Below are 13,750 nucleotides of genomic sequence, written 5' to 3' on the forward strand. Positions count from 1 at the left end.
GAAAATAAACCATAATTTTGTCTTCGCTTAGGCAAAACTATTATATGGTACTTATAATTAATTAAGGTTGTTAACGGAGAACAGGTATGAAAAAATTAAAGAATGTACTTTTTTACATTATATCGATAGGGTCATTCTCTCTCATATTACTTATTATACTTCAACTTGGTAAAAATAATCTGGAGGTAGGACGTACCATCTCTGAACAAACAACAGGAGAAACCGCATGGGGCGAATTTGGCAAAAGCTTATTGCATAATATAAGTGTTCCTTTCGCTATCCTGATGTTGCAGATAATTGTAATAATGCTGGTGGTGAAAATTTTTGGCTGGATATGTCGAAAAATCGGTCAAACTTCTGTGATTGGCGAAATAGCGGCAGGGATCGTATTAGGTCCATCTTTATTAGGCTTATATTTTCCTGAGATTTCCCAATTTCTGTTTCCTGTATCTTCGCTTGTGAATATCAACTTGTTGAGTCAGGTAGGGCTGATACTCTTTATGTTTATTGTGGGTATGGAGTTGAATCTGAATGTGTTGAAGAACAGGGCTCACAGTGCCGTAATCATAAGTCATGCGAGCATTGTCTTTCCATTTACGTTAGGAGCATTACTGGCATATTTTATATATGAAGACTTTACGCATGCGCATTCCGGGTTTGTTTCGTTTGCACTATTTATGGGAATTGCGATGAGTATAACAGCCTTTCCCGTTTTGGCACGTATTGTACATGAGAAGGGAATTAATAAGTCGCCGGTAGGGCCAATGGTTATTACCTGTGCAGCCATAGACGATATCACAGCTTGGTGTTTGCTTGCCGCAGTGATAGCGATAGCCAAAGCCGGAACTTTCACCAGTTCGCTATATGTGATCTTAATGGCTGTGGTATATGTACTTATTATGTTTAAGGTTGTTCGCCCCATCTTAAAAAATATTGCAGATAACCACCATTCGAAAGGGATGTCCAAAACCATAATGGGTGGCTTTATATTGATATTGTTCTTATCGGCATATACTACCGAGGCTATCGGTATTCACGCTTTGTTTGGGGCTTTCCTTACAGGGGTTATAATGCCATCGAATATCCGTTTACGTAATCTTCTGACCGAAAGGATAGAATATGTAACACTAATAATCTTATTGCCTCTGTTCTTTGTTTTCACCGGATTGAGAACCGAAATCGGTTTATTAAATACCGGACATTTGTGGCTAGTATGTTTTATTGTGATTGCGGTTGCCGTAACCGGTAAATTTTTGGGTAGCGCCTTGGCTGCTCGCTTTGTGGGACAAAACTGGAAAGACAGTTTGGTGATAGGCGCATTGATGAATACCAGAGGTTTAATGGAGCTCGTTGTCTTAAACATCGGTCTCGACTTAGGAATATTAACGCCCGAACTATTTGCCATGATGGTGATTATGGCATTGGTTACCACGTTTATGACATCGCCTAGTTTAAATATTTTGGATAAGATATTTAAACGAAACGAAAATTATTCTGAAATATCGGCACAAAAGAAATTTAAAGTATTAGTGCCTTTTTCAAGCCCTCAAACAGGGCGCAAGCTGTTGCTTTTGGCAAGCTGTTTGATAAAAAGAAAACAGTCACAGTCTGATCTGACATTGTTGCACTTGACGGAAGGTAGTCCGATGCATCAATACAATATAGATGAGGAAGAAGATCGTGTTTTTGAGCCCGTTAAGGAGGAGGCTCACTCTTTGCAACAGGATGTAAACACGATGTTTGAGGTTACAAACAACTTTCAGAACAGTATTATAAAAATTGCAAACAAAGGAGAATACGATTTCCTTTTGATTGGGAATAAAGGATATACATATTCCGACAGGTTTCTAGGGCGTTTCTCCAATGCTCTGAGTTATGTTCCCGATTATATCTTTTCTATCGTGCAGAACAAGATCAGAAAAAAAGGAACATTCAATGCTCCGTTCGATGATCGTACCCGCTCTATTATTTCGAAGACGAATATGCCGGTTGGCATATTTATTGATAGAGGATTAATAACTATCCGTAACATTTTTGTTCCTATATTGGATGAGGATGATATTTTTATGGGTGACTTTATGGAAAGGCTGGCCGAGAACTCATACGTGAGAATATCATTATGGGATCGTGTAGGATTGGCCGAGAACTCGATAGAATTTGTAAAGTCTGTAAAGGCGATAAAAGCTGTGAACCCATACCTGTTTCAGCTGTGGAACAACAATATACCCGTAGATAGTGATATATTGATGAAACAAGATTTGATCTTGATTAGTCTCAATAGTTGGAAAGAACTGGATGTGAAAAAACCTAACTTGCTTCGTGATGCTCCTTCTACACTGATAATGACTAATTGAGCATAACCCATACATAGTATTAAAGAATGAACAGTCGCGATATAATAGCTCTTAAAAAAGAAATACTTCAAAACCTGTCAAAAAGACAGTTGAAAGATGTGTTTGAGTCACTGACAAAGTTGGTCGTAAACCTTCAGGATTGGAAAGTGTCTGAAACATTGAGCGAACTGGAGACAAACTACAAATATATGCTTCATTACCTGTTTGAAGGTGTTGAAGATACCGAACGGGATAATGTGTATCGTAATCTCCTAAGATCTCTATATGAGTTGACAGACGATGTTGCCGATGAACTGTTAAATACAGAGTCGACCAATATATTTTATGAGAAGTATCGGATAAACAGATTAAAGACAAATACGCTGCCTGATTATTTGATGCAGTTGAAGGATATCTCCGATTCTATGTCTATAGTCGATTTGCTAGAGGCGGGAGAAGAAAAGAACCAGCGAAAGCTCGATTTGGCGGTAAGGCGTGAACGTGTAGCTTCCGATTTATTCTCCAAAGTATATGTCTCTCCCCGAGCCGAAGAAAGCGACTATAATGATTATATCTCTTTTCTCGAAAACGAGGTGATGCCTGTAAGAGAAAAGAGCTTGTTGTTGTCTGCATTGTCTTTAAGCTTGTTCCATCGTTTCGACTATAGAAAAGTACAGGTGTTGATGTATACTTCTTTTTCCGACAATATGCAACTGCGTGTAAGGGCTATTGTAGGTCTTGTGATTGTCATGCAGATGTACGATGTGCGTTGGTCATTGTATCCTGAGTTGCAAAACCAATTGGATATTATGTCCGAAAATCAGGAATTCCGCAGGGCTGTTCGCCGTGTTGTCATTCAGTTGATTCGTTCGCGCGAGACGGAACAGATTAGCAAGAAAATCAGAGAGGAGATTTTGCCAGAGATGATGAAGTTTAATAATCTGGCCGGTCGCAAACTGAATATGGAAGAGCTGATGGGCGGTGATACAGACTTTTCGGAAAAAAATCCTGAATGGCAAAAGGAGCTTGAAGAATCGGGACTTGGTAAAAAGTTACAGGAATATTCCAATTTGCAAATGGAAGGTGCTGATGTGTTTCATTCTACATTTTCGGGATTAAAGCACTTTTCTTTCTTTTCCGAAATGAGCAATTGGTTTATGCCTTTCGATCCTTCGTACTCTGAGCTTATGAGCCTGTTTCCCGAAGATAGCGGAAGTAATCTGCTGAAGACTGCCGTTCTCGATTCGGGGCATATGTGCAACTCGGATAAGTATTCTTTCTGTTTGAGCCTGTTACAGATATCTCCTGCACAACGGGATATGATGATGGGGCGTATGGGTGCCGAATCGGAAGAGATAAAGCAGCTGCAAAAAGAGGCACAGGCAATGAATCCTACTATCGATGACGAAGTTACCTCAAATCAATATATTCAAGATCTGTATCGTTTCTTTAAATTGCATCCATATCGCAACAACTTCTTTGACGTATTCAAGCTGAATTTGAATTTCTATGACAAGAAGTCTATTGCTCCATTGATATCCGATGAGGAAAGTATGAGGAAGATTGCTCAGTATTGTTTCGACAAAAATAATTTCAGTGAGGCATTGGATGTTTTCAATCGTTTGATTGATATTGATAGTCAGAATGATGATATCTGGCAAAAAATAGGGTATTGCAAGCAAATGCTCAACAACCAGGACGGTGCTTTGGCTGCTTACTTGCAGGCAGATGTGCTGAGACCCGATAATTCGTGGATCATAAGACGTATAGCACAGATATACCGAACATTGAAGAAGCCGGATATGTCATTGTACTACTATCAGAAGGCAGCAAAACTGAATCCTGATAATATAAACACGGAGCTGAATATAGGACATTGCTATCTGGAGATGAACGATTATGAGCAGGCCTTGAATACGTATTTTAAGGTAGAGCTATTAGACTCTAAGGGCACAAAAGCGCAGCGTCCTATTGCGTGGACTGCATTCCTGTTGAGGAAATACGAGTTAGCTCAAAAATATTACAATCAAATTTTAGAAAGAAAACCTACGATACACGATTTTCTGAATGCCGGACATGTAGACCTCTGCGCCGGTAATATGAAAGAAGCTATCGAACATTATAAACAAGCTGTATACAAAGATAATGACTTCGAGCTGTTTGCAATGTTGTTTGATGCAGACAGAGAAAGTCTATTAAATCATGGCGTAGACGCAAAAATATTCCCTTTCTTATTCGATCAGATCAAATACGGAGTCGGATAGATTGAAGGTGTTTTTGAATAATATAATATAAAAAAAGATCGGCTGGCTTAAATTATTCATCTTGCTCAGTATGACAAGAGATAAACTTAAGCCAGCCGCTTTTTACTTTATAATATAATTAGTTTGTTAGAGTAGTTTTCCGCTTAAGAACATAGCTGCAATAGAGAAATAGATGATAAGTCCGGTAACATCCACCAGCGTTGCTACAAACGGAGCTGATGCAGTAGCGGGGTCTAATCCTATTTTCTTTAGCATGAGGGGGATCATCGAACCGGAGAACGTTCCCCACAAAACAATGAATATGAGCGAAACGGACACACTCAAAGCAACCCATACCCAATATTCACCATAGTCGTATAAGCCCAGTTCTTGCCATATAAATATTCGGGTAAAACCTATTACACCGAGGATAGAACCCAAAAGCAGACCTGATAAAATCTCTTTTCTCATCACATACCACCAGTTCTTGAGCTTTAATTCGCCTAGTGCCAATGCACGGATAATAAGACTGGCAGCTTGCGAACCCGAGTTACCTCCGCTTGAAATGATTAGTGGAACAAACAAGGCCAACACTACGGCTTTCTCTATCTCTTCGTCGAAGTGCCCCATTGCTGATGCTGTGAGCATCTCTCCTAAAAAGAGGACAACTAGCCATCCGGCACGTTTTCTGACCATTTCAGTCAGAGAGGTTTTGGTATATGACAAGTCTAGTCCTTCTGTACCCCCAAACTTTTGGAAGTCTTCTGTGCTTTCTTCTTCAGCCACATCCATCACGTCGTCGATGGTAACAATGCCCAGCAGTGTGCCGTTGGTGTCGGTTACGGGTAAAGCTACACGGTCATGGTCGGAGAATATTTTTACGGCAACCTCCTGGTCGTCGTATGCGTTAAGCGAGATAAGCCGATTGTCGCTAAGCTCGCCGATGGTCTGGTTAGCAGAAGCCAAAATTATTTCCTTGATGCGGATATCGGCGATAAGCTTCCAATTATCATCTACGATGTATATTACATTCAGTGTTTCGGAGTCTCTTCCGAATTTACGGATATGGTTTATAGCCTGTTCTACTGTGTAGTATGGTCTTACAGCAACATACTCGGGTGTCATCAGACGTCCGATACTATCTTTTGGGAAGCCCAGTAGCTTGGTGGTGATTTCTCTTTCTTCGTCCGATAGTATCTGCATCAGACGCTGGCTTACCTCGCCCGGCAGTTCTTCAAAGAAGGCTGTACGGTCGTCCGGATCAAGATCATTAAGAAGAGATGTTACGACATTGATGTTAACAGCCAGTCCTTCGATTATATCTTCTTTTTCGTCGTGAGAAAGGCGTTTGAAAGTCTCCTTTGCCAATTCTTGTGGCAAGAGGCGGAATAAAATGATCTGATCAGACTTTGGTATGTCGGCAATGATTTCTGCTATCTGAACAGAATCGAGGTTGTTAAGTTCTTGTTTTACGATTTTCCAGCTTTTGTCTTCAATAAGCTGTTGGAGGCGGATTATTATTTCACTCATGATGTAATCTCCTTACTTTATCTCTGTAAGGAAATCACAATAAGACCCTTTACAGAGAGGTTAATAATTTAGTTTTGTTTCTGTAACTCGGATACGGGTCTTCGTCCATGATTCTTAATTTTTAGTGAATACTAGCCCAAATGAGTAGGGGGCGTTAAAACCGCTGCAAAAGTAATACTTTCTTCGAGAACCGCCAAAAAGAACTTTTCTTAAATGGATGCCATGCGGAGTGATTAGCTTTTATTATACTTTATTATGTTTTTAGTATTCACCTATTTAGTTTTGTGTGAATAATCAATAGGTTAAAGGATATGATTGGTCGGAGTGTGGAGAAAGACTATATTTCTTATATCTTCTTACCCCCTCAAAGCAAAAAATTGTTATTTTTGTTATTCGCATTTTTGTTTAGATCAATATAAAACTAAAATAAAGAAGAAAGCATGGAAAACAGTGAATTGCTGGCACAGGTAACAGCTAAAGCAAAAACATGGTTGTCGGAAAAATACGATGCCGATACACGAAAAGAAGTTCAGGCATTGTTGGATCAAGAAGATAAAACGGAGCTTATAGAATCTTTTTACAAAGATCTTGAATTTGGAACAGGAGGACTTCGCGGAATTATGGGTGTGGGTACCAACCGCGTGAATATATACACAATCGGAGGTGCAACACAAGGGCTGGCTAATTATCTATTGAAGGAGTTTTCTTCATTAAAAGAAATAAAAGTAGTGATCGGCCACGATTGTCGTAACAATAGCCGTTTGTATGCCGAAATTTCGGCAGATATTTTTGCTGCAAACGGAATCAAGGCATATCTGTTCGAAGACTTACGGCCTACTCCCGAAATTTCGTATGCTATCCGCAAGCTAGGCTGTCAGAGTGGTATAATGATTACAGCTTCTCACAACCCGAAAGTATATAACGGTTATAAGGTATATTGGGAAGATGGTGCGCAGGTTATTCCTCCGCATGATAAGAGCATTATCGCTGAGGTGAACAGAGTGAAAGTGGATCAGATCAAATTTAAAGGCGGTGATAAAAAGCTGATCGAAATACTCGGCAAGGATATGGACAATGCCTATATACAGGACTTGAAAACATTGCTTCTTTCTCCCGATTCGATCAAGCGTCATGCAAATATCGGTATTGTTTATACGCCTCTGCATGGCACAGGATTTACAATTATCCCGAAAGCATTAAAAGAATGCGGGTTTACCAATATTATCAACGTACCCGAACAGGATGTGTTGAGTGGCGATTTTCCTACAGTGATATCTCCAAACCCTGAAGATCCTGCCGCTATGGCATTGGCCGTGAAAAAGGCAGAAGAAACAAATGCCGAGTTGGTATTTGCTACCGACCCTGATGCTGACCGTTTTGGTGCAGGTATTCGCAACGATAAAGGAGAATTTATCTTGCTGAATGGTAACCAAACAATGCTTATCCTTATCTACTATATAATCACACGCCGTAAGGAATTGGGATTGCTCTCAAAGAAAGACTATACAGTGCGTACAATCGTTACCAGTGCTTTGACTCAGGTTGTATCTGAGAAGAATGGCGTGGAGATGTTTGAGTGTTACACCGGCTTTAAATGGATCGCTGCAGTAATGCGTGAACTGGAAGGCAAGCGTAATTATATAGGTGGGGGTGAAGAAAGTTATGGATTCTTAGCCGAAGACTTTGTACGTGATAAGGACTCTGTTTCTGCTGCTATCTTGTTTGGCGAAATCGCCGCATGGGCAAAAGACAACGGAAAAACATTGTACGAAATGCTTCAGGACATCTATGTAGAATATGGTTTCTCTAAAGAGAAAGGTATTTCGGTAACGAAAGAAGGTAGAAGCGGTGCTGAAGAAATAGAAGCGATGATGAAGAATTTCAGAGAAAATCCGATCAAAGAAATAGCCAGCTCGAAAGTGATATTGATCAAAGACTTTGTGACATTGAAGGCACAAGATTTTAGCATCAATGAAGAATATACTCTCGAGATGCCTACCACTTCGAACGTACTTCAATACTTTACACAGGATAAAACGAAGGTGTCAATCCGTCCTTCGGGAACAGAACCGAAGATAAAGTTCTACATTGAAGTTCAGGATAAATTGAAATCACGTGAAGAATACGATGCAGTGAATGCTGCTACTGAAAAGAAAATAGAACAAGTATGTAAAGATTTGGGCATATAAGAATTGCCTGAAGAATAAATATAAAGCACCTCTAAGTCTATAAATCAGACTTGGAGGTGCTTTTTCTTATATGCGTATGTAGAAGCAATCCCTTGTCGTTGTCCGGATATAAATGGGTAGGGACAAGCCACTGTTCATACTTCAGAAATACAGCCTATTATCCTGAATAAAACGAACAATCTCGTATGAACGATTTCAATATAGAATAGCAAGAACCCTGTTTTCCTTTCAAAATTCCCCTTTATCATTTTTGTCCAATTTTATCTATTATAGTAATCAAGAATAATTATTGTCTTATAGTCTTTTATTATTGTGAGGCAACGAAGTATACCGACCCTTTAAAAACATAGGATGATAAAAAAGGCGACAATAAATTTATTCTTAGCACTTAATTTATAATAGATATGGCAAAGTACACAGAGCGATTGGTAGAAAGGATAATTTCTTTTATCGAAGAAGATACATATAGTATTTCGGAAATATGTAATGCATTGAATATAAATCGAAAAACATTCTATGAATGGCGTAAAACAAAACCGGAATTTAACGAGGCTGTTGAAAGAGCGATGGAATCTCGAGACGACAAACTCTTGATGTTGGCACGCAATTCGTTGAAGAAGAAGCTGGAAGGCTATACCCTCACCGAAACCCGGACAGTGTATGTTCCCGATAAGAGTAATCCTGAAAAGTTAGTATTGAAATCCCGCACTGTCAGGCAAAAGGAATATGCTCCGGATACCCATGCTATAAAACTAGTATTGCTGCAAAATGAAGCCAAAGAAGAGAAAGAGGCAGAGTATAAGCATGAACCTGCTTTAACAATCGTGGTGCGCGATCCTACCACAGCAGAGAGTTTAAATCTCTTGCGTGAAAATCTTAGAAATAGTCAATCGGTAGAACAAAAGAAAAAAGAGGAAGCGGTTGTAGACAATCAGCCAATGAAGCCGTCAGATAAACCCTTAGCAATAAAGGAAGCTGATACGGAGGTAGAGCCTCAGCCAAAGAAAAAACCAAAACACGTTACCATTCCCAACCAGAACACAGGACCCTTGCCTCCCGGATACCGTTACAGAGGGTGACAACTGAAAAAAGGGGATATGTGTTACTTTTGTTACTTTTTATAGAAATAGTTTGAGGAATAAGATAAAGTGAGGTGAAAATATAGATTACTTCAATCGATAGAGTCGTCAAACTCCCGTTCCATATCTATCAACTCTTTTTTTATTTGTTCCAGTTTTTGAATAACCTGAATTTTGCGGGCTTCTTCGTCTTTTTTCTGTCTTAGGGTCTGGCGTGCACCTTCGAGGGTAAGACCTTTTTCTCTTACTAAATGATAAACGATGGCAATGTTTTCGATATCGGATTTTGTGTACTGGCGTGTACCTCCTTCTGTTTTCCTTGGTCTGATGATGTCAAACTCACCTTCCCAAAAACGGAGCAGCGATTCGTTCACTTTAAAGTGCGAAGCAACTTCTCGCAGGGAGTAGTACAGGCGGTTACTATTTTCGAAATCGATTTTCATAGCAGCATCAGTCCATTACCTGTCCGTGGTTAGCGGCAATTTGTAACATCTTATCATACTCAGCAGGAGAGAGATCCATAAAGTAGTATTTGGCCGGATTGTCGGGCTGACCTTTTACATGTACCTCGTAGTGTAAGTGCGGGCCTGTCGATTTTCCGGTGTTGCCCACTTCTCCGATCAGCTCGCCACGGGTAACCTTTTGTCCCGGGCGTACTTTGTATTCGTTGAGGTGAGCATATAACGTTTCATAGCCATAGCCATGACTGATCATAATACATTTACCATATCCCTGCTTCCAACCTACCTCTATTATTGTACCATCGCCGGTAGCATACACGGGTGTTCCTATGTTTGCGGCAAAGTCCATTCCTGCGTGGAAGCGGGCTGTACCATAAATAGGGTCGATGCGCGTGCCGTATCCCGAGGCTACTTGTTTCAGGTATCTGTCGGGTACAGGTTGTATGCTTGGTATATGTTTCAGACGATCTTTTTGGCTTTTGGCAAGGCTGAGCACTTCATCAAACGAGTTAGACTGTATATAGATTTGCTTTTCGATGAAGTCCATCTTCTTTGTAGTTTGTATAATCAGATCGGGGCTTTTCAACTCCATCAGGTAATCGTACCTTCCGATACCTCCGACTCCCGAACTTCGGATGGAGGAGGGGATAGGGTCTGCATGGAATATTGCCCTGTAGAGATTGTCGTCTCGTTGTTGTATATCTCCGATCACGTTTATAACTTCGTCCATCCGCTTAGACAAGACTTCGTACTGTGCACGGATCAGTTCATCTTCTTTCTTCTGAGCTTTATCCCAAGGCGTATCGAAGAAATAGGTAACTGCTATCAGACCGACTATACCAACTACAATACCCGATATCAGGTGACGGAAAACCACAATTATCCTATCTTTGCGGCTAGGATAAATTCTGTCATATGTGAGTGTTTGCGGATTGTATCTATAATATACTTTTCGCTTCATTTTATGGTTCCTGTCATTTTTATTTTCGCGAGTTCGACAAAAGTAAAGTTTTTGCGCTATTTTTGCAAATTGATTATAATAAAGAAACAGAAATTAATGTGGCAACATGAAAATGTGAAAATTAGCAAACAGTTAGGAGTGTATCCGATGTCTGCTAATTCGCTAATTTACTAATTTTAAAAATATGATGACTTCTAAAGAAATTCGTGAATCGTTTAAATCCTTCTTTGCATCTAAAGAGCACAAAATTGTACCATCGGCACCGATGGTGATCAAGGGTGACCCTACACTGATGTTTACTAATGCGGGTATGAACCAGTTTAAAGATGTTATTCTGGGTAATGCGCCAATCAAGTATGCACGTGTAGCCGATTCTCAAAAATGCCTTCGAGTGAGTGGGAAGCATAACGATTTGGAAGAGGTAGGACACGATACTTACCATCACACGATGTTCGAAATGCTTGGAAACTGGTCTTTTGGAGACTATTTCAAAAAAGAGGCGATCGAATGGGCGTGGGAATATCTGACAGAAGTTTTGGCATTAGATAAAAACCGTCTCTATGTTACTGTTTTCGAAGGCAGCCCTTCCGAAGGCTTGTCTCGTGACGATGAAGCAGCAGCCTATTGGGAAAAGTATTTACCGGTAGACCGGATTATCAATGGCAACAAGAAAGATAACTTTTGGGAAATGGGTGACACAGGTCCTTGTGGTCCCTGCTCTGAAATACATATAGATTTGCGTTCGGATGAAGAACGTGCGAAAGTAGATGGGCTTACTTTGGTGAATCAGAGTGACCCTCAGGTTGTGGAAATCTGGAACCTCGTGTTTATGCAATACAACCGTAAAGCCGACAAGTCGCTTGATCCGCTTCCTGCCAAAGTGATTGACACAGGGATGGGATTCGAACGTTTGTGTATGGCTGTTCAAGGTAAGATATCGAACTATGATACGGATGTATTCCAGACTATAATAAAGGCTCTTGGCGAGTTGGCTAACACTACATACGGTGACGATACGAAGAAAGACATTGCGATGCGTGTGATAGCCGATCATGTGCGTACTATCGCATTTTCTATAACAGACGGGCAGTTGCCATCGAATGCCAAAGCGGGGTATGTGATTCGTCGTATCCTTCGTCGTGCCGTTCGTTATGGATATACGTTCCTTGATCAGCACAAGTCGTTTATGTATAAGCTGCTTCCTGCATTGATCGAAACAATGGGAGATGCTTATCCTGAGCTTATCCAACAGCAGACGCTGATTGAAAAAGTAATGAAGGAAGAAGAAGAGTCTTTCTTGCGTACATTAGAGACAGGTATAAAGCTGCTCGACAAGCAAATAGCTGATACAAAAGCAAAAGGATTGACAGTACTAAGCGGTATTGAAGCCTTTACCTTGTATGATACATACGGATTTCCTCTCGACCTTACAGAGCTGATTCTGAAAGAGAATGGTATGTCTGTAGATGAAGCCGGCTTCAAGGCAGAGATGCAAAAACAAAAAGACCGTGCCCGCAATGCCGCAGCAGTAGAAACAGAAGACTGGGTGACATTGAAAGATGGAGATACTGATTTTGTAGGTTATGATTTCACTGAATGTGAAACCGAAATATTACGTTACCGCAAGGTAAAACAAAAGAATAGCGAGTTCTATCAGATTGTATTGAGCCGCACTCCATTCTATGCAGAAATGGGAGGGCAGGTAGGTGATAGTGGCTGGCTGGCAACCGATGACGAAACAATCGAAATATCGGATACAAAGCGTGAAAACAATCTGGCAGTACATTTGTCGAATAAGCTTCCTCAAGATCTGACAGCTACATTTATAGCCCGTATCAATCTGAAGAACCGTACTGCAACAGAGTGCAACCATACTGCAACGCACTTGTTGCACGAAGGCCTGCGTGAAATACTGGGTAGTCACGTAGAACAAAAGGGGTCGTATGTTTCTCCGTCTGTTCTTCGCTTCGACTTCTCTCATTTCCAAAAGTTGACAGACAAGGAGATTCGTGAAGTAGAACGTTATGTGACAGGTAAGATCAGAGAGAACATCATTCGTGAGGAAATGCGTCATGTACCTATTGCCGAAGCGAAAGAAATGGGTGCGATGGCTCTCTTTGGCGAAAAGTATGGGGAAGATGTTCGTGTAATCCGCTTTGGCGATTCAGTAGAACTTTGTGGGGGAACTCATATCTCTTCTACAGGACGTATCGGTTCGTTCCGTATTATCAACGAGAGCTCGATCGCTGCCGGTATTCGCCGTATAGAAGCAATTACGGCTGAGGCTTGCGAAGACTACTTTTATGCTCAACAAGATATATTGACAGAGGTGAAATCCCTGTTTAACAATACACCAAACCTGACTCAGGCTCTTCGTAAATTCTTTGAGGAAAATGCCGAAATGAAGAAGACCGTTGAAGAATATGTAAAGGAAAAGACCGTTCAGATTAAAGATGCTCTGATAAAGAAAAAGCAGGTTATAAATGGCATTGACTTCTATGTATTAAATGGTCCTTTTCCGGCTGAAGTTGTGAAAGATATAGCTTTCCAGATAAAAGGACAATTTGTTGAAAATACAGCTTTTGTAGGAGCTACCGAATACGAAGGAAAACCTTTACTTACTGTTATGCTAAGTGACGACCTAGTAAAGGATCATGGGTTAAATGCATCCCAACTGGTACGTGATGCCGCTAAGCAGATCCAAGGTGGAGGTGGAGGTCAACCTCACTTTGCTACAGCCGGTGGTAAAAATACCGAAGGTTTGACAAAGGCTTTGAACGAAATAATAGAAAAGATAAAATAAGGAGATATCCTTTATTCTAATATAGAAAGAGCCGAAAGTTAAATTTTGGCTCTTTTTGTTTCTATTTATCTAAAATCTTATATCTTCGTAGAAATCCTAATACCATAAATGAATATGAGAAAAGCGATGTTAATTGTATCTGCTGTACTTT

General features: G+C 40.4%; 8 protein-coding genes. 5 read left to right on the plus strand and 3 right to left on the minus strand.

Annotated features, from left to right (window positions below; all coding sequences use genetic code 11):
- Positions 1-86: 86 nt before the first annotated feature.
- A complete protein-coding gene (locus tag LDB17_RS06680) occupies positions 87-2,354 on the plus strand; it encodes a cation:proton antiporter (RefSeq protein ID WP_252636768.1) in 2,268 nt (755 codons plus the stop codon).
- Between the two features lie 26 nt (positions 2,355-2,380).
- Positions 2,381-4,597: a tetratricopeptide repeat protein gene (locus LDB17_RS06685; protein ID WP_252636766.1), complete on the plus strand. Its 2,217-nt coding sequence runs from the start codon at positions 2,381-2,383 to the stop codon at positions 4,595-4,597.
- A 126-nt stretch (positions 4,598-4,723) separates the two neighbouring features.
- On the opposite strand, the gene mgtE is transcribed toward LDB17_RS06685, so the two are convergent.
- Positions 4,724-6,106, minus strand: a complete 1,383-nt coding sequence (mgtE, locus tag LDB17_RS06690; RefSeq protein ID WP_252636764.1) for a magnesium transporter — start codon at positions 6,104-6,106, stop codon at positions 4,724-4,726.
- A gap of 440 nt (positions 6,107-6,546) precedes the next feature.
- Between mgtE and LDB17_RS06695 the strand changes: the two genes are divergently transcribed.
- Positions 6,547-8,295 carry a phospho-sugar mutase gene (locus tag LDB17_RS06695; RefSeq protein ID WP_252636763.1) on the plus strand — a complete coding sequence of 583 codons (1,749 nt, stop codon included), beginning with the start codon at positions 6,547-6,549 and terminating at the stop codon, positions 8,293-8,295.
- Positions 8,296-8,699: 404 nt separating this feature from the next.
- On the plus strand, positions 8,700-9,374 hold the full coding sequence (locus tag LDB17_RS06700; RefSeq protein ID WP_252636762.1) for a bacteriophage terminase small subunit: 675 nt from the start codon (positions 8,700-8,702) through the stop codon (positions 9,372-9,374).
- Between the two features lie 92 nt (positions 9,375-9,466).
- On the opposite strand, the gene LDB17_RS06705 is transcribed toward LDB17_RS06700, so the two are convergent.
- A complete protein-coding gene (locus LDB17_RS06705; protein WP_252636760.1) occupies positions 9,467-9,817 on the minus strand; it encodes a MerR family transcriptional regulator in 351 nt (116 codons plus the stop codon).
- Positions 9,818-9,824: 7 nt separating this feature from the next.
- Positions 9,825-10,796, minus strand: a complete 972-nt coding sequence (locus tag LDB17_RS06710) for a M23 family metallopeptidase (RefSeq protein WP_252636758.1) — start codon at positions 10,794-10,796, stop codon at positions 9,825-9,827.
- Between the two features lie 184 nt (positions 10,797-10,980).
- On the opposite strand from LDB17_RS06710, the gene alaS reads away from it, so the two are divergent.
- On the plus strand, positions 10,981-13,599 hold the full coding sequence (gene alaS / locus LDB17_RS06715; RefSeq protein WP_252636756.1) for an alanine--tRNA ligase: 2,619 nt from the start codon (positions 10,981-10,983) through the stop codon (positions 13,597-13,599).
- The last annotated feature ends 151 nt before the right edge of the window (positions 13,600-13,750 follow it).

The sequence above is a fragment of the Dysgonomonas sp. Shenzhen-Wh21 genome (genome assembly GCF_043392705.1).
In the GTDB taxonomy this organism is placed as follows: Bacteria; Bacteroidota; Bacteroidia; order Bacteroidales; family Dysgonomonadaceae; genus Dysgonomonas.

Coding starts and splice junctions, on each gene's coding strand:
- alaS (WP_252636756.1), top strand. CDS start 10,981: ATGATGACTTCTAAAGAAATTCGTGAATCGTTTAAATCCTTCTTTGCA.
- LDB17_RS06680 (WP_252636768.1), top strand. CDS start 87: ATGAAAAAATTAAAGAATGTACTTTTTTACATTATATCGATAGGGTCA.
- LDB17_RS06710 (WP_252636758.1), bottom strand. CDS start 10,796: ATGAAGCGAAAAGTATATTATAGATACAATCCGCAAACACTCACATAT.
- mgtE (WP_252636764.1), bottom strand. CDS start 6,106: ATGAGTGAAATAATAATCCGCCTCCAACAGCTTATTGAAGACAAAAGC.
- LDB17_RS06685 (WP_252636766.1), top strand. CDS start 2,381: ATGAACAGTCGCGATATAATAGCTCTTAAAAAAGAAATACTTCAAAAC.
- LDB17_RS06700 (WP_252636762.1), top strand. CDS start 8,700: ATGGCAAAGTACACAGAGCGATTGGTAGAAAGGATAATTTCTTTTATC.
- LDB17_RS06695 (WP_252636763.1), top strand. CDS start 6,547: ATGGAAAACAGTGAATTGCTGGCACAGGTAACAGCTAAAGCAAAAACA.
- LDB17_RS06705 (WP_252636760.1), bottom strand. CDS start 9,817: ATGAAAATCGATTTCGAAAATAGTAACCGCCTGTACTACTCCCTGCGA.